The sequence below is a fragment of the Methylomonas rhizoryzae genome (assembly GCF_008632455.1).
In the GTDB taxonomy this organism is placed as follows: Bacteria; Pseudomonadota; Gammaproteobacteria; order Methylococcales; family Methylomonadaceae; genus Methylomonas; species Methylomonas rhizoryzae.
In genome coordinates this window covers 2,343,437-2,364,621 of the sequence record NZ_CP043929.1, presented here as the reverse complement: position 1 = coordinate 2,364,621, position 21,185 = coordinate 2,343,437, and the positions used below count along the sequence as shown (strand labels likewise).

The window sequence follows — 21,185 nt, the reverse complement described above, 5'->3', positions numbered from 1 at the left end:
ACGACGCGGCCCGGCTGCAGAGCACTAACCTGTCGGGTACGCTGATCTTCACAACGCCTTGGATTAGCGGGTGGCCAAATTGACGGTCAGAAGCGTTGCAACGGCAGGACCGTCTTGATCTTGAGTTGAACAAGACCAAAACCCGTATTGTGGATGCCAAATAAGAAAGTTTTAATTTCTTGGGTTTTGCCATCGGAGTAAGCAAGGGATTGAAGTCGGGCAAAAGTTATACGCATGTCTGCCCGGCACCGAAATCGCTTGCGAAAATCAAAGACCGTATAACGCAGTTGACCGCACGCAAACGTACGGCGATACCGTTGGAAGATATTGTAGGCAGTATGAATACCAGCCTTCGCGGTTGGTCAGGCTACTTTCACTATCGCAATTCCAATGGTGTACTGGGAAAAGCCCGCGTAGGTGCGATTAGCCTTGCGTAATCGCACGAATGTTTCGACATCCATTCCTCCGATTACGCGTTCGCTAATCGGAGCTCTAAATCGGGCGGCACAAAATTAGCGGCCAACCAGTTCCGTGATTACTCAAAAAAGTCATGGTAGGCGCGTTGCACCCACTGCCGGCCTTTCGTTTGCCGAGGCTATTCAATAGTTTCTTCGCAACCGTCATTTCGCATTCACTATCCTGTTGAGTCGACCGCAGGCATCGAAATCGTTTGCCTATTAAATTACCAAGCCTTTCATGTAACCCAACTAGCGTTTTTTAGTTTTTTGCTTTCGAATAACGTAATTGCCTAGCGACTTCTTCCGGTTCAAGCAAACCATCCAAGGGTAATGGGTCGATTTCCCGAAATAGGTTTAATTGGTGACCAGAAATATTCATATTAATCGGCTCGCCGTTCGTAGCGTTCCATTTCCAAATCGTTACCGCCTACCCAATCCTGACAATAAAAGCCTTGTTTTACATAACGGTGGAAGCTGGAATAAGGCCAGTCGCTTACCTTGGTTACCCAACCGTGTTTCACCGGATTGAAATGTAAATAATCTATATGGCGTTCATAATCGCGTTCGTCGCGAATGCAATGCTCCCAATACCGCCTTTGCCAAATTCCACGCTCGCCTCTTTTTACCCTGACTTGGGAACGTCGTTCACTAACCGGTAACCCTTTAGAGAACAGCGTTTTAATCATTTTCCAGCGACCTGAGAAATCCTCATCCCCTTCGGGTAAAGTCCAGATGGTATGCATATGCTCCGGCAGTACCACCCAAGCATCAATGTAAAACGGCTTTGCCGTTTTGCAATGCCGCACCGATTCCCGCAACAAATCGATCCGGTCAACCAATAATGTATTCTTCCGTTTCAGCAAATTCACCGTAAAAAAATAACAACCGCCCGGCACCCGATAACGTCGATAATTCGGCATGGATTGTCACGTCATTCGTAGGGCGGAAAAGCGATAGCGCATTCCGCCAAATCACCCCAGCCAAACCCAAACCAACGGCAACCGGAAAAATTCAACCTAAAATTCACGGCAAAACGCTCCTAAATGTCGGATTTCGCTGTGCTCATCCAACCTACGGGTCTGCAATAAGCGAATGGCTCCGCGAATCACCGGCAATATCTCAATCATCCGCCGCCGGTCGTAGGCGATCGGCAATCCCAGTGCCACCATACGGCGGAACCGCGATGCGTTCCGCCTTACGGCCTTTAAATTTGTCAAGTGATAAAAATTTTAAATTTAGATTCGTCTTTTATTGAAACTCTTCCCGCATCGACATCTATAAAAATGTTGCGGCATTGGCACCCGATACCACCTTGAGGCTTGCTAGGAATTACACCACCACACTTACCGCATTCGTAGTAAATGTCTTCCCTTGCTGGATAAGCCTTATCGGGATCGAATTGTAAATAATTTCTACTCATAAATTATTTTACCGATTCAAAATGTTGATAAAAAATAAAATGCCAGCTTCGTTGTCTACATTCTTGGTGGATATAGAATTCGAAGAAATAGTGTTCAATTTTATCAATTCGCTTGTTGCTTTTTAACGAAACTGTCTTTGAAAAGACAGTATGTTAAGATAAAAATAAATAAGCGTACTTTTGCAATTAAACACTGCGCCCTACAAGTTTGGGCAGATTGGGTTATCTAAACACTCTTTCAAATGTCCAGAATCCAATAGTTCTTTGACCGTAACTGGCAACTCAAACTGCATCCCCCCTCCGGGTTGATCAAACCAAGGGACAGTTGGACCCGCATCTACTTGTATGGGCTTAACGACTTCATAAGTATTTAGTTGCAGAGATATATAAGACTCCGGCAATGCCCTCTCAGGAAAGGGCGTTCCTTCTGGCGCAACAAAGTTCACCATATCTATCGACTCGAGCACCTGGAATTAAGGTTGCGGGGGCAGATGGACCGTCAAACCCTCGATTTGGGGGCCAGAACATGTCGTCCGCTTTCTGTACACCCCCAACCCCTAATGGCATTTCCCCCGATGCAGTAGTAGCCAAGTCTACCATCGGCAATGCGACTGGCAAATACGGAATGGCGGCGGAACCTCCGGTGATTAGTTCGTAGCTCCGATTAGCAAAGCGTAATCGGAGGAACGGAAGTTGAAACATTCGTGCGATTACTCGAAGCTAATCGCACCTACGCGGGCTAGCAAATTCACCGTAAAAAATAACAACCGCCCGGCAGCCGATAACGTCGATAATTCGGCATAGATTGTCACGTCTTTCGTAGGGCGGAAAAGCGATAGCGCATTCCGCCAAATCACCCCTGCCAAACCCAAACCACCGGCAACCGGAAAAATTCAACCTAAAATTCACGGCAAAACGCTCCGAAATGTCGGATTTCGCTGTGCTCATCCAACCTACGGGTCTGCAATGAGCGAATAGACCCGCGAATCACCGGCAATATCTCAATAATCCGCCGCCGGTCGTAGGCGATCGGCAATCCCAGTGCCACCATACGGTGGAACCGCGATGCGTTCCGCCTTACGGCCTTACGGCCCTTATTTCTTTTGTTATTTTCTCTAAGAATGGATTAGCAAAACCTTCAAAATAATCCGGTTGTCGTATCAAAAAATTCTTTGTAAATTCGTACGCTTCCTGTTTCTTCTCCAGCAAATATAAACATGCTGCAAATCTTTCAGGATATCCACCAAGCGTTTCAATATTCTCTTGAAGTAATGGTAACAGAGCCTCGTAATTTGCAATGGAGCATGCATAACTCAATCCCACAGTAAAATAAAGCTCAGCTAAGCGTTTACACTCCGATTCAATAAAATTTTGGCTTTGCTGCGAGTTAAAAGCAAATGCTCTCTCACCAGGAGTTATTGCTTCTAATGAACCTAAATTCACTGAATAAGTGGCAATACTACGGTCATATTTAACAGGATATTTTCCAACTTTAAGCGCAAATAGCTTCTCAATGGGAATTACGTGTAAGCCAACAAACGGAATAATCTCAACACGATCGGGATATACGGCAGTATTCAGGCCAATCCAACAAAGGAATCCATCATGAATTAACCAATCAACACATTCTTTACGAAATCGCTTAAAGCCTCGAAGCTCAAGGGCATCGAAACATTTAAGGCGAATCATTTTTTTAAGTTGTAAATTACTGGACATTATATAGCCTATTTAAAATTACAAGGTCGATCAATATCGCAAGATCGTAGGATAGCCCGCGTAGGTACGATTAGCTTTGCGTAATCGTACGAATGTTTGGATTTTCATTCCTCCGATTACGCGTTCGCTAATCGAAGCGTGTATTATCCAACCGTGCTTTTCAAAGGATAATACATCATGAAAACACACCTGAGGGGCTCCTCGGGTTTGGGTCACTGGATGCCGCATCGGAGCTTGGATTTCTAAATCCCTCGCGTAGACCATTGCAGCAGTGACCCGCCCTCGATCAACGATCGAACAGTCTCTTCGGCCCGGTTTCCGGCAGCCAGTTCGTAGCTCCGATTAGCAAAGCGTAATCGGAGGAACGGAAGTTGAAACATTCGTGCGATTACTCGAAGCTAATCGCACCTACGCGGGCTAGCAAATTCACCGTAAAAAATAACAACCGCCCGGCACCCGATAACGTCGATAATTCGGCATAGATTGTCACGTCTTTCGTAGGGCGGAAAAGCGATAGCGCATTCCGCCAAATCACCCCAGCCAAACCCAAACCAACGGCAACCGGAAAAATTCAACCTAAAATTCACGGCAAAACGCTCCGAAATGTCGGATTTCGCTGTGCTCATCCAACCTACGGGTCTGCAATAAGCGAATGGCTCCGCGAATCACCGGCAATATCTCAATCATCCGCCGCCGGTCGTAGGCGATCGGCAATCCCAGTGCCACCATACGGCCTTTAAGGTCGATTAACCCGCGCCGGAACGTTTACCTTACCTTGAAACGTTTGGGACGGGGTTAATAAACCCCGTCCCGCTCAGTTAATGCCGTCTGTAAAGCCTAGCGGATCTCTTTGGGTGAAGCGGGTCTGGTTCGGGTCGTAATAGCGGGCCCGGTAGTAAATCAGCCCGCTGGCATCCGGTTCCCGTCCGCTGTAGCCCCGTATGGGCGCACGCTATTGGCGCCGCCGATCTTGGTGCCGAAGGCGTCGAAGCGTTGCGTGGCGGTGACTGCCTTGGCGGCGTCGGTTACGGCCAGCACGGAACTCAGGCCGTCCTGGTGGTAGTAAAGCGCGGCGGCCAGCGGGCTGGCGACGCTGCCGGTCAGCCGGGCCAAGGGCTGGTCGAGGCCGGCTTGCACCTAGACGGCACTCGGGCTGTACCAGTTTGTACCCGAGTATTCGGCGTAGATGTTCGGGCCGTCGTACAAATAGTTGGTAACGGTAGCGCCTTCGGTTTTTTGGATGCGCCGGCCTTGATGGTCGTAGCGGTATTGGCCGGTGGTGGTGCCGTTGACCTGAATTTGATTCAGGCGCTGGAAGCTGTCGTATTGGTATTGGCTTTGATTGCTACCGGTGCAACTTTGTCCGCTAGGCCGGGTGACGGTGCCGCCCTTTTTGTGGGCGATTTTGTTTAAGGAGTCGTCGGCGTTCCAGACCAGGGTTTGGTCTATACCGTTCGGGTAGCGGGCTTCGATCAGCCGCCCTCCGGCGTCGTAGTCGTAGTTAGGCGCCCACAAGCCGATCAGACCGGGCAGGGCGGTGGCATCGCTAGGGCCGCTTTCCTGCGCCAGCCGCCTCGCTTGCAGCGCGTAAAACAGGTTGCCCACCAGCAAGCTGATAGCCACGCCGGGCAGAATGCGGCCGAACGATGAGAATGAGCTGGATCAGGTTATCGACGAACAAGCCGAAGAAACCGTCCAAGTCGCCTTCATGCCACCAGCTGAGCGCCATCGCCACCGCCTCCGTTTAGGTTTCGAACGACAATTTGCCGGCGAACGCCGCTTGCCAGTCGTCTGCGAAGGCTCGCACTGCTGCGTCGGTAGCGGGCTGGCCCAGCATTTGTTTGGCAATGTCTATCGGCAAGGTCGCCGCGGCGACGCCGAGCTGCATCACTTGCAACACTTGCCGCACGTTTTTGAAACTGGCGACCAGCAGTTTGCAAGGCAATTGGTAGCGCTCCACCAAGTTTTGCAGATCGGCGACCACGCCGACGCCGTCGCAGCCCTGGTTGTCGATGCGATTCAAATACGGTGCCAGATAATCGGCGCCGTTGAATGCGGCCAACATGCCTTGTTGCACGTTGTAGATCGCCGTCGCCAACACCGGAATATCGCGCTGCTTGACGAGTTTGATCGCCGCCAGACCGGCGGCGTGAGCCGGAATTTTGACTACGATGTCGAACGGCAAGCGGTGCAAGCGTTCGGCTTCCTGCACGATGCCTTCGACCGTCTCGCTTACGACTTGCACGTGAAAGCGGCTGCTTGGGCCCAAAATATCGAGCAACTGCGGCAGCAGCCGGTTCAGGCCCAGGCCGCCGGCCGCCAGTATGGTCGGATTGGTGGTGACCCCGGCTAGCGGCAGGGACGGGGCCAGCGGTTTGATTGCCGCCAAGTCGGCGCTGTCTAAGTAAAGTTCGATCATGAGGCGCGGAAAGTTGTTATTGAGTTGGACGGGGATTATTTAAAATGCGTCCGGTAAAAGCAATCTCGCCTCGACAGACCGACTATGCATTCAACCATTTCGCCGCCGACCAACCCTGGCCAAGCCGTACCGCTTCAGGAACATTCGGTCATTTTGCCTATGCTGCGTTCGATTAAACGACCGATCGCCGCGCTGACCTCGATACACCGTGCCCACGGAGATCTGGTGCTGGGACGATTTTTCGCGAAGCGGATTTTGTTCGTATGCGACCCGGCGGCCATCGAGCAGTTGTACGGTTACGAAGGCAAAGGCTTGTTGAACCGGGATTTTATTTACGAAGCCAAAAAAACCTTTTTCGGCGACGGCTTAGTCAATAGCCGTAGCGACTTGTGGAGCAAGCAAAGGCGATTGCTGCAGCCGTGGTTTACCAAGGATGCCGTCAAAAGCTGGGAGTCTATCATTTCAGCCGAAACCCGGGCGATGCTGCGGCAGATGCAGACTGCCGGGCAAACCGAGGTGGATTTGAGCGCGCGGATCAAGCTGTTGATTCAACGCATCTTCATCCGGATTTTATTGGGCCGCTCGGTCGACGAGCTGAGTAACAGCGCCGAGTTGATCCGGGTGATAGATACCATCAGCCAAGAGCTGCTACCGCAATTGGGCACCGAAATCATGTTCGGCCGGCTGAAGCGCTTTCTGCCGCTGAGAACCCGGCGGTACCGGCAAGCGGTGGCCTATCTGCGCGATTTCATCCGGCAGCAAATCGACAACAGGCCGGCTGTTCCCGGTCAGGATATGATTTCGCTGTTCATGCAGGCCGAAGATCGTAACACCGGCTATAAAATGTCCGCAGCCCTGCTGCAGGACGAGGCGGTCAACTTGTTCTACGCCGGCCAGGACACCACCATCAATACCTTGTTATGGTTCTTCTATCTGACCGGCAAGCACGCGAAGGTGCGGGAAAAGGTCGGGGCCGAGGTGCGCGCCTTGCCCGCCGACGCTACTGCGGCTCAGGTGTTGAGCGGGTTGCCTTATACCAAAGCGGCGATTCAGGAAACCTTGCGCCTTTATCCGCCAACTACCGCATTGTCCAATCAAACGGCGGCGGATATCCGGTTAGGTCCATACACCATTCGCAAAGGCACGACGATTATGTTCAGCATGTATGCCACGCATCGCAATCCGCGCTTTTGGGATCAAGCGGATAGCTTCGACCCGGAGCGGTTTACCGGCGACGGCGCGGACCGGCACCCCAAGTATGCGTATTTTCCGTTCGGCGGCGGTTTGCACAATTGTTTGGGCCGGCACTTCGTCGAATTGGAAATGCTGTTGATCATCGCCGAGTTTTTTCGGGTGTTCAGCTTCCAAACCGACATCTGCGCCCAAGAAGCGATAGGGATTACCCTGAAGCCGGACAGGCCGATTACAGGAAAAATAAAGGCCGCCGGCTGAGGCCGAATTCCCGGCGATAGAGTCCGCAGCCTATACCGGGCGGCTTTTCCTACCGCGTTGTCAGGTTATTTTTAGCGCAAGTTCAAGCACTTCCGTCATTTCAGCGCGATTGAGCGCACCGGGCGATGCTTGTATGATGCGAGATTCATTCCAAAAGCCGGAGCAATAGTTCATGACATCCGTCAAATACCGTTCAGTGTTTTCGCCGTCCACCGCGCAACAACGCCAAGACAATTTCGAAAATTATTGGGCGTTCTCCCAGCAACACAGCGGTGAGTTGTTCGAAGCCGAACAGGATTTGGCCAACAAGCGCGCCAGGTTGCAATATTTTCAAGACAACCCGGTCAGACTGCGCACGCCGTTGGCCGACCCGGACGCGTTTTACCGCAATTGCGTCAAATTGAAGGACGATCCCGCGAGTTTGGATAAAAAAACCTTGTTGCTCACCGGCATTTATAAATTTGCCCGTCACGAGTGGGTCGGCATCAAAGGCGCCTGGGACGTGGTACCCGACATGGCCAACTCGCACAGCGTGGAAGATAAAATCAGCCGGGTCCATTTGGCGGAAGAGTTTTGCCATGTGCGTTTTTTTCACGAAATGTTGCTGACCTGCGGCTTGGACAAAGTGGAATGGCAACCGCTGCCGCCGTATCAGGAATGGATATACGAACAATTTCCCAAGTTGCCGGGCTTTTTGATGGATGCACCGGCTTTTGTAACCGAATTGATGGGGGTGACTTTCTACTGTCATTTATATCGGTTGTTCGACGAGGTGTTGGCCGACGAACCGGAAGTCTGCGAACGATTGAAAGCCATTTTGGATGAAATTACCGTCGACGAAATCGCTCATGTCGGGCAACGGCGCAATTTCATCGGCTCTGTCGGCATTAAAATTTCTCAATGGTTGGTCAAGCCGTTTTATAAGCTGTTTTTCGCCGACATACCGGAAGTCGGCCGGTTATTCGACATCGAACAAATGATCCGGGATGGCGAGGGTTTCGATTTTAACGGCTTGGCCGAGCATTTAATTGAGCGCACGTGGATTCCGTCTTATTGCAAAGCTTGATCGGTGCGCGCTTGCTTTCCGTCCGCTTCGAATGTCTGCCCGGCTCTGCATAACGAGGTCAGCGATAGCGTTTGGCCATCTCGCTCAACGGCAACGCTTTGATTTTACCGGCGTGCCCGGCGCTGCCGAACGCTCGATAACGGCTTGCGCATAAGGCTTGCATCGCGTCGCGGGCGGCGGCGTAGATCTTACGGGCGTCCAATTCGGCGGCGTTGTCGGCTTGGGCGACAAAACGGCGGATAGCGCCGGTCGAGGCCATGCGCAAATCGGTATCGATGTTGATTTTGCGCACCCCGTAGCGGATGCCTTCCACGATTTCGGCTACCGGTACGCCGTAGGTTTCCGGAATATCGCCGCCGTAGTCGTTGATGACCTGCAACCACTCTTGCGGTATCGAGCTGGAGCCGTGCATGACGAAATGCATGTTCGGCAAGCGCCGTTGCAAGGCTTGCAGACGGGCGGTCACCAACACGTCGCCGGTAGGCGGCCGGCTGAATTTATAGGCGCCGTGGCTGGTGCCGATTGCCACCGCCAACGCGTCTACGCCCGTCTGTTCGACGAATGCGACCGCTTCGTCCGGGTCGGTCAACAATCGGCTGTGGTCGGGCGGATTTTCTGCGTCCGGCCTGGCTTCCAACGAACCCAAACAACCGATTTCGCCTTCCACGGAAACCCCGCAAGCGTGTGCCATTGCAACGACGCTTCCTGTCACAGCCGTGTTGTATTCAAACGAAGCCGGGGTTTTCATGTCGGCGAGTAAGGAGCCGTCCATCATCACCGAACTGAAGCCGTTTTGGATTGCTTGCGCGCAAGCGGCCGGGGTCGGGGCATGGTCGCGGTGCATGACCACGGGGATGTGCGGATAGCGCTCGACCGCGGCCTGAAGCAAATGGCGCAGAAAAATCTCCCCCGCATAGCGATTGGCTCCGGCCGAGCCTTGCATGATCACCGGGCTGTCGCAAGCATCGGCCGCTTGCATGATGGCCTGGACTTGCTCCATGTTGCTGACGTTGAATGCCGGCACGCCGAAACCGTGTTCGGCGGCATAGTCCAATAGTTGTCTTAGCGCGATTAACGCCATTTCGAATACTCCAGGAATGGATGTTGCGAGAAAAGTGTGTCGTACCGGCAAGCTTATAAACCGGCAGCCAACGCGATAAAAGCGCAGGCGGGCCGCCGTCGGAATCACGCGGCGATGCCTGTTTGATTCGCTTGAATGGCGAATTTTAACGTTAGCGGGGATTAAGGTGTCGGAGTTATCGACTGCGATGGACGGTTGGACTCGCCCATCGGGGTCGGGATTTGCGACGGGCAACCTTCGCCGGGTAGATTAGGTGCGCGTTTTACGCAATCCGGACCAGACAAACAAAGTCGAGCCGAACAACCAGAGTGCCGCGGGCACAGGCACGCTGGAGATGACCTCGATATTGCTCACGCCCCAGCCTTCGTCCGAAAGGCCTTGCAAATCGCCGTAGTCGAAACTGATGACATTGTGGCCGGCGATTAGGCTGATCCAGGTATCGATCAAAACTTCGCCGCCGTTACCGGTGACTTCGTTCGGGTAGGTCAGGGTGGTATCGACGCTGCTACCCGCCGGTGCAAACAAATTGACGTTCTCGCCGCCGCCGCCCAGTGCGTACTGACCGCTAAAAATTTCCGTGCCGTTCACCGACAGTATGAAGGTATCGCTACAGCAGTTACCGGCTCCGTCCAGCGTCAAATGCCCGCGCAAATCGAAACTCAACGAGGCCGCACCGGCGTAAGCGGAATCGAACGAAACGCTATAACTGCCGCCGGACAATGGGAACGCGGAATCGGGTAAAGTCCATGTACTTGCTGGCGCCGCCTGATTGGTCAATAGCAAGGCTAACGCCGATAAACCGACTGTGTTGAATTGAAATTTCATGCATGTCTCCTGATTTGCACTAATTTTTTTATCGTGAGACTACGGGCCCAGCAGTTTGAATGTAGCGACGGCGAGTATATTCAAGCCGGATTTTCGCGTCTACCATTCCTTATAAGCGGCAATGGAATTTTTAACCGCTGTGGTCTATAAGCAGTTTGTCGTGATGATGGTTGTGTCACGGATTTTAACGGCGGACCGCGCTTCGCCATGCAGTAAAATAATTTGTATTAGCAAATATTAATTCACTTGGTTTATGAGCGAACGAGACGAGACCCGTATACACGTCAATGAATTAAGAATCGGCATGCGTGTGACCGGATTCGAAACCCTGGATAAACGTTCGCCGTTTTTGTTGGATGTGGTCGATATCCGTACTCAAGCCGATATTCAAGCCATACAAAAGGTTTGCGATTACGTCTTTATCGACGTCAAATTGCAGAAAAAACAACACGGTTATATCCCAACCCGCGCCACGGACGCTAAAACCCAGCTCAGTTTTGCCAGGGCCTTCGACCAAACCGCCACTACCTTTCAACAGACCGGCTCCTTAATCAAAACGGTATTGGACGACATCCGTTTCGGCAATCCGTTCAGCGTGGAGCAGGTTAAAGCAGCCGTGGAAAACACCGTGAATGCCGTGTTGGCGCAAAGCGACGCCATGTTGTTGTTGACGCAGTTGAAACAAGAGGACGAATACACCGCGCAACACAGCATGAATGTCTGCGTCATGGCGATTTTGCTGGGGCGCGAATTAGGCTTGCCTATTGCCGAGCTCCGGGACCTGGGCGTTTGCGGTTTGATGCACGACGTGGGCAAAATGAAAGTACCGTTGCACATTCTGAACAAACCCGGCAGGTTGGATGAACAGGAACTGGTCATCATGCGCAACCATCCTGTACTGGGCCGCAATATTTTGATGTCGGCCCGCAATCTCTATCCGGGAGCGGTGGACGTGGCTTACTGCCACCACGAACGATTGGCCGGCGGCGGTTACCCGCGCGGTTTGGAGGGCGCTACGCTGTCCAAGTACACGCGGATAGTGACGGTGGTCGACACTTACGACGCGGTTACCAGCGATAGGATTTATAAAAAAGGCATACCGCATTTAAAAGCCTTGGGAATACTGGTCGACGGCATGAAAAAGGAATACGACAGCAGCTATGTGACCGAATTTATCAACTGCATCGGGTTTTACCCGCAAGGCAATTTGGCGGAATTGAGTAGCGGCGAGGTGGCTTTGGTGGTGGAACAGAACCGCAACGACCGGTTGAAACCGAAATTACTGATTTTGTTGAACGAGCGCCTCGAACCTTGCGAGCGGAAAATACTGGATTTAGCTGCAAAGCCGCTGGATCAACGCGGCCAGCCGTATCGGATCAAGCAAATCGTCAGAGCGCAGGAGCATGGGATCGATTTGATCGCGCTGCAGCAACAAGGGGTATTTACCCAATCTTATCCGAGTATTTAGCTTTCTCATGCGCAACGGAGTTAAGCGGCATGATTAAAATCATCGATGCCAAGCAATTAACCATCGGGATGTATGTGTGCGGATTCGACCGGAGTTGGTGGGATTTGCCGTTCTACCGGACTCGGTTTTTGCTTGTCTCCCTGGCCGACGTTCAGCAAATTCAAGCCTACTGCCGGCAGGTTAAAATCGATACCGAAAAAGGCCGCGATTGGGTGCCGGTGCAAACGATGCCCGCCCCCGAGCCACTGCAAGTCTGGCTATTTGATTGTGCGGCCGAATTAGACAAGGCCTTCGGCCCGGACGAACACTGTTCGGCCTTAGACGGCGGCGACCGGATCGTAGCGCAATTGCATTCCGGCCTTAAAACCCATGGCGACGATCTGCTGCTTTTATGCTTGCAAGCCGAAATCTTGCAGGACCGGCAAGTGGCGGACCTGGCGAAAGCGCTATTGCTGTTAGCCTTGGGATTGGTTTGGAAAGCCAAGCAAGAAGAAGCGTTGCAGTTGTGTAAGGATGGTTTGCGCCTGTTTCGATCCGCTTTGCCGGAAAGTGATGCAGACCCGGCCGCGGCGCTTGCTAGCGATAACCGAAACGCAATCAACTTTATTCAAGACTTTTGCGCTTTGTCGCTGGAAACTCCGTCCGGTCGCGAGTCGGGATTTGCCGGCGCGGCGGCCTTACTGGCCGGTCCAAAACTCAAAACCTACGATCCGCAACTGGCGGCGCATTTCATTGACGCTTTGGGGCTGTACCAACCGGGCGACATCGTAGAATTGAATGGCGGCGAACTGGCCATGGTGAAGACGATTTGGCTACAAACCCCGCGGCGAGCAACGGTGCGGCTACTGACCGATCCGCATAAACGTTTGTTGGAAAATCCGCAGGAATTAAGACTTTATTTGTCGGCCGCCAAAGCGCAAGCCATTGCGCGCATTTTAGCGGCCGACGAGCCCATCTTAGATCTGTTGACACAGCAGGCCAAACGCCAAACTGACAGCTAGCCGGGCCACCCCCGCCTATCGCTAAATTTGTACCGGTTGCGACGTTTAGAATTCGCATTTAAACCCCGCTTGCACCAAGCGCGGCGCGCCGGGCTGAATTCCGCTCACCCGGTCGGTAATGTAGGTATCGTCCAGCATGTTTTTCATCGCCATCTACAAGCTCCGATTAGCAAAGCCTGTTGCGGCTGGGCAATGCCGCTTAATCTGGCGGGTGAGACCCCGGCCCGGTAACTGCCGAGTATCTAGCCTTGCAGGCAGCCTGGTAGCAGGCTGCTTGATGCGTAGGTACTGGCGAGGAATAATGCTAACGGATAATGCCGACCGTGAAGGTGTTGAGTCTCGAAAGCTATAGTTGGAAAGGGCTAAGGGTTTTCGCTACCCCGCAAGCAACAAAGTCACTGGCGCCACGGCGAGTCAGTGGTTTCCACCCGCGATCTTAGGCCGTTTCGAGCCGGATAGTGAGATTAAATCGACGGCCGAGTCATAGATGGATGTACGCAATGCGTACCAAATGGGGGGCCTTTCCCGCTGGGAAAAGCCATAAGGTACGCGGAGCGTACCCTTGGCTGTGAACGGTTTTTGAACAGTTGATGAACGAGAATTTATCGGGCAAGGCTTCGGAAAAACCGCTTTCCGAACGCTTGGCAGACTAGGTGCTGCAAAACAAACAAAACGCCAGAGGCTATAACCGGGCGCTGTTTATGAGGTTGCGCGATGAGATCAAACAGGCCTTGGACGACGGCTGGACGGTGGCGCAGATTTACCGGCTGTTGTACGAGGAAGGCAAAGTGCCGTTCAGCTATCAGGCGTTCCGGCTGTATGCGAATAGCTTGATTTTGAATCCGGGGCAGACGCGAAGGCAGGCAAAGGGCGATAAGCCGGAGCCCGCCGCCAAGCAGGCGGCGGACAAGGTCAAGGGGTTTGTGTGGAATCCGAACCCTAACAAGGAGGATTTGGTTTGATGGGTAAGGCCGTAAGACATACGGGCGATAAGGTACACACCTCGGATAGGTTGTACCGAGCCAGCGGCGAGGCGCAACGGTCGCGAGCGATGCGCCTCCTTGCGTCGGCACATCCTATCGGCCATCAAATTTAGCGCACGTTATCGAGTTCGATGCCGCTAGGTGGGAGGAGTCCATCCCATTGCCTTACACCCCGGCACAAAGTTAATCCGCCGTACGGCCGTACGACCTTTAGATTTCAGTCGCAATATATTTTGCGAGAAGCAAAATTTCTTCATGGGCTTGTAAGCAGATGTCAGAATTTATTTTACTCCATTCATTTAAAAAGTCTTGAAATTGCATGGTTATATTACCTTCTAACTCGGTCATTAATTGTTTAATAGTTAGAAACCAACTACCACCTTCAGACCTACTAATATACCAGCGCATCCCAGAATATCTATTTACTATTTCTTTTAATTCAGCCTCAAGATTTGCCTTTTCGTTTTTCCAGCGCCACTTAACTACTGGTGCAATATATTTATCAGAGTCCGATGCCATAACTGGAATAAGTGCATTTTCTAGTTCTCCTATTTGAGAAAGCACTTTTATAAAATCGTTTTCCGAAATATTTTTAACGTGCATATCGGTCCAAATTTACCTATAAATCACTTAGAAATAGTTACGCCAGTTGGGTTTATGCTTTTAATTATGCGAGTCCAATCTCCTTTTGGGATTGGTGTTGATGCGAATTCAGGGTCATAAACATACTGACCATCCGTATAAACATCATGGTAATAGCCTTGATAGTAACCTTTATTGACTGGAATAAGAAGCATGCCAGGTACAACCGGTTCTACATGCAAAATATTACCGCCCTTTGCAAAATCGTATATTTTTCTTGAAATTTCATAACAATCTAAAGTATTTGAACTTCTAAATTGCTGCATATAATTTTGAATATCAGCGTTTGGAGGATTACTTGGGCTAGGTGGTCTTATTCGATTAATCAAATTTTGATATAAATCACTATTGAGAATCCCATCAATTGCATTGTCAGACCAATGTAATCCAGACGGATCAATCCTTGAAATAGGATTATTCCCAACATAGGTATAGGTATTAATTCCGCCAGCCAACCCAATCGGATCGCTCTGGATATACCGGCCCAGCGCCGGGTCGTAATTTCGGTGGACATTGTAATGCTTTCCCGTTTCCGTATCGTAATACTGCCCAGGGAAGCGCAGGTTAAAGGCCAAGTGGTTGCCGTCACCATCCGGGTCGTCGTTGGCTGCCGTTTCACCGAACGGTGCGCCTTGCCATTGCCAAATCAGGGTATTGCTGCTGGGGTCGGTGATTTTTCTCGGCGTACCCAGGTGGTCGGTATGGATGTAACCGGCTAAGGCAACACTGCCGTTGCTTTGCGATTTGAGTAGCGCGACCGGGATGTCGTCCAGCCAAATCGTTTCGGTTAACCGGCTTTCGCTATACGCCGATCAGGCGTCCGGCTTCGTCGTAGACGGATACCGAGGGGCCGTTCACCGTCAATTTGGCCACCCGCTGATCCAGAGCGTTGTGAAGGTACACGCTGATCGGCGTACCCGACAGGTGAGCGCCCAGCAGCCGGCCGCTGTTGTCGTAGACAAACCCGAGCGATCCTTCATTGAGCAAATGGCCGGCCGCGTCGTATTGGTAACTGCGGTTAACCGTGCCGGTCTGGCTGTCCAAGCGATGGTTGTTGGCGCCATAGCCGTATTGCGTCAGGCCCGATGGCTCGCTTTTACTCAGGCGGTTGCCGACGGCGTCGTAAGCAAAGGTTTGCCGGCCCAATTACCCAAGGCGTCGGTGACGCGATCCATGTCGTCGTAACCGAAGGTTTGTACCTCGGCGCCGCTCGATGCGGATTCCAAGCGGTCGGCCCGCTGTCGAACGCTAGGCTCACTCGATGGTTTTAATCCAACGGCAACGTTCGTTGACGATCGGTGCCGTGTAGGGATTGGCAATGCCTTTGGCGATCAGCGCGATGACCCGGTCGTCGGTGTCGTAGCCGACGTGGGCGTCGAGCGGATTAGCCAATTTACCCAAGCCGAATGCGTCGTAAATTTTCGCCACGTTGATGTTGATGTTGGTCACGTCTATGCACAACCGGGAGTCGAAATATTTGTTGACGAAATCGTGGGGCAGGGCGTAGCTCAGCAAGTCGTTAGGATCGCTGAAGGCGATGATGTTGGTCCGGGCTAAAATGCGCTCCGCATACTTGCCGCCTTCCGGTTGGCAGTATTCGGCTTGCCGGTTGGTGACGGGCGGAATCTTGCGGCCCAATTGCAGCATCGGCAATTGGTTGGACATCATGTAAATCGGTACCGATTTGTTTTTCAAAACATTGGACAAGGCGGTGGAATAGGCGGCGTTGTCGTTGTTCGCCAAAATGGAAGCGATACTCTGCAAGCCGTCTATGGTGATGCGGCTGCCCAGGCTGTGCGATACGAAGGCGTAGCTGTCGTTGTAGAACGGGGTGACGTTTTTGGACCAGCAGACTTGGTGCACGTCGTCCGGCAGGCTGTTCCAGTCGCCGTTGATCATCCAGCAAAACGACTGCGCGAACGCGGTCAGGATGTCGTCACGCTTTTCGCCCAAGTAAATGATAGGATCGGGGCCGGTGTCGTTGGAGAACTTTTTCAGCAAATCGTTGACTTCGGCACGGCGGAAGGACTGCTCGCCGGAGTTGTCGTAGGACAGCACTTCCTTGTCTTTGGCGGTGATTTCCGACCAGGTCAGTTCGTAAAACAGCAATTCTTGCTGCTGGTCTTTATCCAAATAACGATTGATGCGTAAATTGCCCAGACGCTTGTCCGGGGCTTTAGGATCGGCCAGGGTGATGTTTTTGTATGCCTTGGCGGTGACGGGCAAGTCCAGTTCCTTGGACAGCTTCTCCAAAAATTGGGTGGAATAACCGGGCAGATGATTGCCGACTCCGTGCACCATCAGCACTTTCATCTTGCGGCCCGGTGTTTCCAGTTGCGGTTTCAGTCCGCTGAAGCGTTCGCCGGTAATTTCGCACAAACGGGTATCTTCTTCGTCCTGCTTTTCCAGCAAGGCTTCGGCAAAGCCCTTGCCTATGCTGGAACAGCCGCTCAGGCTGAGGATAAACGGCAGCGCGACAAGGAAATTAACGATTCTGTTCATGCGTTCGACTCTTTTACCTTAAAAACTGAGCCAGCCGGCGCCGAACTCCGACGCGAACACCAGGCTGACTATGCTCATCAATTTGATCAGAATGTTTAGCGCCGGTCCGGAGGTGTCTTTGAAGGGATCGCCGACGGTATCGCCGACCACCGCCGCTTTGTGCGCGTCGGAACCTTTACCGCCGAATTGGCCGGTTTCTATCCATTTTTTGGCGTTATCCCAGGCACCGCCGGCATTGGCCATCATTACGGCCAATAAAAATCCGGAAGCGGTGGTACCGATCAATAAACCGGCCAGGGCTTCTTTACCCAAGACGAAACCGATCAGCAACGGCACGGTAACAGCCATTAGGCCGGGCGGCAACATTTGCCGCAAGGCGCTGTTGGTGCTGATGCCGACGCAGGTTTTGTAATCCGGTTTGGCCGTGCCTTCCATCAGGCCCGGAATTTCCCGGAATTGCCGACGCACTTCCAACACTATCGCATGGGCGGCTTTGCCGACCGCCATCATGGTCAGCGCGGAAAACAAATAGGGCAGCATGGCGCCGATCAGGATGCCGGGCAGCATGGTAGGGTCCAGCAAATTCAATTGTTCGACGTCGGCGGCGCTGACGTAAGCGGCCAATAACGCCAGCGCGGTCAGTACCGCCGAGCCGATCGCGAATCCCTTGCCGGTGGCGGCGGTGGTGTTGCCCAAGCTGTCCAAGGCGTCGGTACGCTGGCGGACTTCGGCCGGCATATGGCTCATTTCGGCGATGCCGCCGGCGTTGTCGGCCACCGGACCGTAGGCGTCGGTGGCCAGGGTAACGCCCAAGGTGCTGAGCATGCCGACCCCGGACAAGGCGACGGCGTACAGACCGGCCGATAAGCTGCCGTCGGCTTTGAAGCCTAGCCAAATGCTCAGCAAAATAGCGATAGCGACGATAATCACGGGAAACACCGTGCTCATCATGCCGACCGCCAAGCCTTGAATGATGGTGGTTGCGGCACCGGTTTCGCTGGCTTCGGAAATCGAGCGGGTCGGGTTTTCGGTGTAGGCCGTGTAGTATTCGGTGGCATGGGCGATGCCGTTGCCGGCCAATAGGCCGACCAGAATCACCAGCCAGTAGTAAAAGCTGACGCCCGACAAGAGAACGGTGAGCAGGCTTAACAGCAATACCGCGGCGGACGAGGCCCAAACCGAGTGTCTAAGGGTGTCCAGCAAATCTTTCAAACTGGCGTTTTCGTCGACGTGTTTGACGTATTTGCAAAAGAAGGCGGCGAATTTAGAGGTGGACGATACATGCAGGTCTTTTTCGCCAATCACGATGAAGATGCCGAACAAGGAGGCGACAATACCGGCCGCCGCGACCAGGAACGGCAGAGCCACATAGCCGCCGGCCTGTTCGGCGCCTATTGTCAGCCCCAACGTGGCGCAGGCGATGACCGAACTGCTGTAGCTTTCGAACAAATCGGCGCCCATGCCGGCCACGTCGCCGACGTTATCGCCGACGTTATCGGCGATGACCGCCGGATTGCGCGGGTCGTCTTCCGGTATGCCTTGCTCGACCTTGCCGACCAGATCGGCGCCGACGTCGGCGGCCTTGGTGTAAATGCCGCCGCCGACCCTGGCGAACAAGGCGATGCTGCTGGCACCGAAACCGAAGCCGGTAATATAGCTGAGCCGGTTGGGGTCGTCCGCGAAAATCAGATAAAGCGAGGTCATACCCAGCAGCCCGAAGCTGACCACCGACATGCCCATGATGGCACCGCTGCCGAAGGCGACTTTCAGGCCCAGTTGCAGACTATGGCTGGCGGCTTCGGCGGTGCGCAGATTGGCGCGCACCGCGGTATACATGCCTAGGTAACCGGCGCCGGCCGAAGCCACGGCGCCAAGTACGAAGGCGGCGGCGGTTTGCCATTGCAAAAAGCCGGCGATGATGCCGGCAACCACCACGACGAATACCGCCAGTATTCGGTATTCGCGATGCAAAAACGCCGCGGCGCCTTCCTGAATCGCCGCGGCAATGCTGCGCAAGGTGTCGTTGCCCTGCGGATACGCCAGCACTCGTCGCAGCTGCCAGAGTACGAAACCGATTCCGGCCAAAGCCATGATCAATGCGAAAACGATTGCCAGCGATGCGTCTGCCACAGTGTTACCCCGTTGTTGGTTGTTGTAATAGGACAGCCGAATTTTATGCCAAGCCTTGACGTTTAGCGAATTTGCCGCGTAAGCAATGCGCGTCAAGCGGGTGGGATGAAGTCCAGGTCTATGGCTTGAAAGGGCAGGCCGGCCAGTGCTGGCGAATAACGCCTCAATAGTTGCAGGCGTTCCGAACTCAGTGCGCCGGCGATTTTGTTCAGATCGGTCAGCTTGATGCCTTGGCGCACCAAGTACAGTAAATAGGTGTGGCGAATGGCTTCCGCATTGACTTGCGGCGTAGGCAAGCCGAAGTCGATCGCAAAACTGCACAACAGACTATCCAGCGCCTCGGCCCGTGGCCACTCGGTAAAGTGTGCGCCAAGCCGGCACAAGTGAGCGACCGCGGCGGTCATCGGCAGGTTGCGTTGGCCCGGCACCATGATCATCAGGGTTTCGGCGTTCAAGCAGTCCGGACTTAAGCTGACGATCTCGGCCAAACTCAAGCCGTTGCACAGCAAAGCCACCACGGCGTTCAGCGGCGGCTCCGAACCGCGGTATAGCGCCAGCACTTCGTTCCGGCTCATTTCGGTCGGCCCATCCACCGCCGGCAGCGCAGCAAAAGTAGGGCCGGCCAATCCATTTTGGGCGGGATAATAGGCGGCTTCCAAGGCCGGTTGGGCCTGCGCCGGCGGACGCCAACCCAAGCTTTTGGCAGTGGGAATTTCAGGTTGTTCGGCGCGCCGCAAGAATTCCCAAAGCAGTACCACAGTTAGCGCCAAGGCGAAACTTCCGCCGGCCGCCCAGCCGGCTTCGAGCGGATAGTCCGGGCCTATCGGCCGATCCGGCAAGCTGGCCCAGGAGACGACTTCTACTTGCGGATACGTTTGCCGTTGTTTGATGTCGATGTCGGCCAAACGCTGTTTGATGCCTTGCGCCACAGTTTCCAAATTGGCGAGATCTTGCTGCATCGCTTGCTGTTCGGAAAAGCCGGAGGCGTATTCGGCTGCCGCTTGTTTGTGGGCGTTCAGTTGCGCTTTTAGCGAGGCGACCGATTGTTTGGCGGCCAGATAAGCGTTTTGCGCTTCTTGTAATGCCATGTGTTGACCTTGCTCGGATTTCGCCGCGATTTTGCGTTCGATTTCCGCCAATTGCTCGCGCACTCGGTTCAGGTTGGGATTCAAGGCGATATAGTCGGCGGTGAAGCGGCCTTCGATCTCCGCCATCTGGTCGCGCAATTTTTCGGCTTGCTGCAACAGCACCGCCATTGCTTGCGAATCCGACTCCGCTACCACCGGCCGGCCTTCGCTAATGGCGGCCGATAGGGTATCGAGTTTGGCCTTGCTGCCAACTTCCGCCGCCAGCGCGTCGTTCAACGCTTTATTCAAGCCTTGCAAGCGGGCGTGCGCTTGGTTGTCGCCGCTTTCGGCGGACAGAATGTTGTGTTGCATGCCGAACTGTTCGATGCGGCGCCGCTGCTCGGCGATTTGCCGTTCGGTACGCTCCAGTTGCCCGTGTAATTGACCGGCCAATTTGTCGGAATTTTCCGCGGTAGCGTCGCCGCGTACTTTCAGGTAACTGGCTATCCAAGCGTCCAGGGCCAACTCCAGACGTTTAGGTTCCGGGCCATCCGCATAGAGGTGCAACAAATTGGTGTCCGGCTCGGCCGAGACCGAGAACTGACGGCGTAAAGTCTGCGGCTCCCAAGATTCGGCGTGGCGGGTAACTTCCTGCAAGCGTTCTACGGTCGCTTCCATAATCGCGGAGCCTAGCAGGATTTCGGTTTGTATGCCGAGGTGCTGCAGATCCGCCGCCGGACTGGCTTGGTCCAGGTCGGTTGCCGAGGTGGTCAGCAGGGTGGCGGAGCTGCGATATTGCGGCGTTTGCATGAACACGGCGGTTTGCGAGACGGCCAAACTGATCAGAAAAACGGCGAAAAACAGTTTGCTACGGCTGATGCGCGAGGTATTGCGCAATACGGGCCGGAATTCGACGGTTTGTTCGTGCATGATTTAACCTCGGCCTCGGTAAGAT

Annotated in this window: 23 protein-coding genes; 6 read left to right on the top strand and 17 right to left on the bottom strand. The window is 53.5% G+C overall.

All coding sequences use genetic code 11. The features are described 5' to 3' along the window. Positions 1-179: 179 nt before the first annotated feature. Positions 180-437 (top strand): group II intron maturase-specific domain-containing protein, encoded by a 258-nt coding sequence (locus F1E05_RS20895; RefSeq protein WP_150048258.1) that lies wholly within the window; start codon positions 180-182, stop codon positions 435-437. 401 nt (positions 438-838) lie between these two features. On the opposite strand, the gene F1E05_RS10565 is transcribed toward F1E05_RS20895, so the two are convergent. From F1E05_RS10565 to F1E05_RS10535, 8 genes are all read right to left on the bottom strand, one after another. Beyond that, positions 839-1,378: an REP-associated tyrosine transposase gene (locus F1E05_RS10565; protein WP_150048257.1), complete on the bottom strand. Its 540-nt coding sequence runs from the start codon at positions 1,376-1,378 to the stop codon at positions 839-841. Between the two features lie 293 nt (positions 1,379-1,671). Beyond that, a complete protein-coding gene (locus F1E05_RS10560) occupies positions 1,672-1,878 on the bottom strand; it encodes a hypothetical protein (protein WP_150048256.1) in 207 nt (68 codons plus the stop codon). Between the two features lie 200 nt (positions 1,879-2,078). Beyond that, the gene (locus tag F1E05_RS20890; RefSeq protein ID WP_150048255.1) at positions 2,079-2,327 is read right to left on the bottom strand and encodes a TNT domain-containing protein; all 249 of its coding nucleotides are present in this window, start codon (positions 2,325-2,327) and stop codon (positions 2,079-2,081) included. Positions 2,328-2,955: 628 nt separating this feature from the next. Further along, a complete protein-coding gene (locus F1E05_RS10550; protein ID WP_150048254.1) occupies positions 2,956-3,594 on the bottom strand; it encodes a hypothetical protein in 639 nt (212 codons plus the stop codon). Positions 3,595-4,408: 814 nt separating this feature from the next. Continuing rightward, positions 4,409-4,495 (bottom strand): RHS repeat-associated core domain-containing protein, encoded by an 87-nt coding sequence (locus tag F1E05_RS20600; protein WP_232056866.1) that lies wholly within the window; start codon positions 4,493-4,495, stop codon positions 4,409-4,411. After that, positions 4,495-4,731, bottom strand: coding sequence for a hypothetical protein (locus F1E05_RS20595; RefSeq protein ID WP_232056622.1), 237 nt, complete (start codon positions 4,729-4,731; stop codon positions 4,495-4,497). Before F1E05_RS20595 ends, F1E05_RS20600 begins: the two co-directional genes overlap by 1 nt. Further along, positions 4,732-5,217, bottom strand: coding sequence for a hypothetical protein (locus F1E05_RS20590; protein ID WP_232056621.1), 486 nt, complete (start codon positions 5,215-5,217; stop codon positions 4,732-4,734). A 121-nt stretch (positions 5,218-5,338) separates the two neighbouring features. Then, on the bottom strand, positions 5,339-6,013 hold the full coding sequence (locus tag F1E05_RS10535; protein ID WP_150048253.1) for a transaldolase family protein: 675 nt from the start codon (positions 6,011-6,013) through the stop codon (positions 5,339-5,341). Between the two features lie 84 nt (positions 6,014-6,097). Here F1E05_RS10535 and F1E05_RS10530 point away from each other — a divergent pair, with 84 nt between their 5' ends. Both F1E05_RS10530 and F1E05_RS10525 read left to right on the top strand, forming a co-directional pair. Beyond that, a complete protein-coding gene (locus F1E05_RS10530) occupies positions 6,098-7,465 on the top strand; it encodes a cytochrome P450 (protein WP_150048252.1) in 1,368 nt (455 codons plus the stop codon). 172 nt (positions 7,466-7,637) lie between these two features. Beyond that, positions 7,638-8,531 (top strand): hypothetical protein, encoded by an 894-nt coding sequence (locus F1E05_RS10525; protein ID WP_150048251.1) that lies wholly within the window; start codon positions 7,638-7,640, stop codon positions 8,529-8,531. A gap of 58 nt (positions 8,532-8,589) precedes the next feature. On the opposite strand, the gene fba is transcribed toward F1E05_RS10525, so the two are convergent. Further along, positions 8,590-9,612, bottom strand: coding sequence for a class II fructose-bisphosphate aldolase (gene fba, locus F1E05_RS10520; RefSeq protein WP_150048250.1), 1,023 nt, complete (start codon positions 9,610-9,612; stop codon positions 8,590-8,592). Between the two features lie 249 nt (positions 9,613-9,861). Next, positions 9,862-10,437 (bottom strand): hypothetical protein, encoded by a 576-nt coding sequence (locus F1E05_RS10515; RefSeq protein WP_150048249.1) that lies wholly within the window; start codon positions 10,435-10,437, stop codon positions 9,862-9,864. A gap of 253 nt (positions 10,438-10,690) precedes the next feature. Here F1E05_RS10515 and F1E05_RS10510 point away from each other — a divergent pair, with 253 nt between their 5' ends. The 3 genes from F1E05_RS10510 (at position 10,691) to F1E05_RS10500 (ending at position 13,868) form a co-directional block, all read left to right on the top strand. Then, positions 10,691-11,905, top strand: a complete 1,215-nt coding sequence (locus tag F1E05_RS10510) for an HD-GYP domain-containing protein (protein WP_150048248.1) — start codon at positions 10,691-10,693, stop codon at positions 11,903-11,905. Positions 11,906-11,934: 29 nt separating this feature from the next. Further along, positions 11,935-12,906 carry a DUF3391 domain-containing protein gene (locus F1E05_RS10505; protein ID WP_150048247.1) on the top strand — a complete coding sequence of 324 codons (972 nt, stop codon included), beginning with the start codon at positions 11,935-11,937 and terminating at the stop codon, positions 12,904-12,906. A 653-nt stretch (positions 12,907-13,559) separates the two neighbouring features. Continuing rightward, the gene (locus F1E05_RS10500) at positions 13,560-13,868 is read left to right on the top strand and encodes a TraK family protein (protein WP_197737354.1); all 309 of its coding nucleotides are present in this window, start codon (positions 13,560-13,562) and stop codon (positions 13,866-13,868) included. Positions 13,869-14,099: 231 nt separating this feature from the next. On the opposite strand, the gene F1E05_RS10495 is transcribed toward F1E05_RS10500, so the two are convergent. The 7 genes from F1E05_RS10495 to F1E05_RS10470 all read right to left on the bottom strand — a co-directional run bounded on the left by F1E05_RS10495 (position 14,100) and on the right by F1E05_RS10470 (position 21,160). Then, on the bottom strand, positions 14,100-14,492 hold the full coding sequence (locus F1E05_RS10495) for a hypothetical protein (protein WP_150048246.1): 393 nt from the start codon (positions 14,490-14,492) through the stop codon (positions 14,100-14,102). A 23-nt stretch (positions 14,493-14,515) separates the two neighbouring features. Further along, positions 14,516-15,178, bottom strand: coding sequence for an RHS repeat-associated core domain-containing protein (locus F1E05_RS20745; RefSeq protein WP_269473509.1), 663 nt, complete (start codon positions 15,176-15,178; stop codon positions 14,516-14,518). Between the two features lie 154 nt (positions 15,179-15,332). Next, positions 15,333-15,677, bottom strand: a complete 345-nt coding sequence (locus F1E05_RS10485) for a hypothetical protein (protein WP_150048244.1) — start codon at positions 15,675-15,677, stop codon at positions 15,333-15,335. Further along, complete coding sequence (locus F1E05_RS20740) at positions 15,632-15,757, bottom strand: hypothetical protein (RefSeq protein ID WP_269473478.1); 126 nt, start codon at positions 15,755-15,757, stop codon at positions 15,632-15,634. The genes F1E05_RS10485 and F1E05_RS20740 overlap by 46 nt, the downstream gene beginning before the upstream one ends. Positions 15,758-15,785: 28 nt before the next feature. After that, on the bottom strand, positions 15,786-17,033 hold the full coding sequence (locus F1E05_RS10480; protein ID WP_150048243.1) for a hypothetical protein: 1,248 nt from the start codon (positions 17,031-17,033) through the stop codon (positions 15,786-15,788). 18 nt (positions 17,034-17,051) lie between these two features. After that, positions 17,052-19,124 carry a sodium-translocating pyrophosphatase gene (locus tag F1E05_RS10475; RefSeq protein ID WP_232056865.1) on the bottom strand — a complete coding sequence of 691 codons (2,073 nt, stop codon included), beginning with the start codon at positions 19,122-19,124 and terminating at the stop codon, positions 17,052-17,054. A 131-nt stretch (positions 19,125-19,255) separates the two neighbouring features. Next, complete coding sequence (locus F1E05_RS10470; protein ID WP_150048241.1) at positions 19,256-21,160, bottom strand: GumC family protein; 1,905 nt, start codon at positions 21,158-21,160, stop codon at positions 19,256-19,258. Positions 21,161-21,185: the final 25 nt, after the last annotated feature.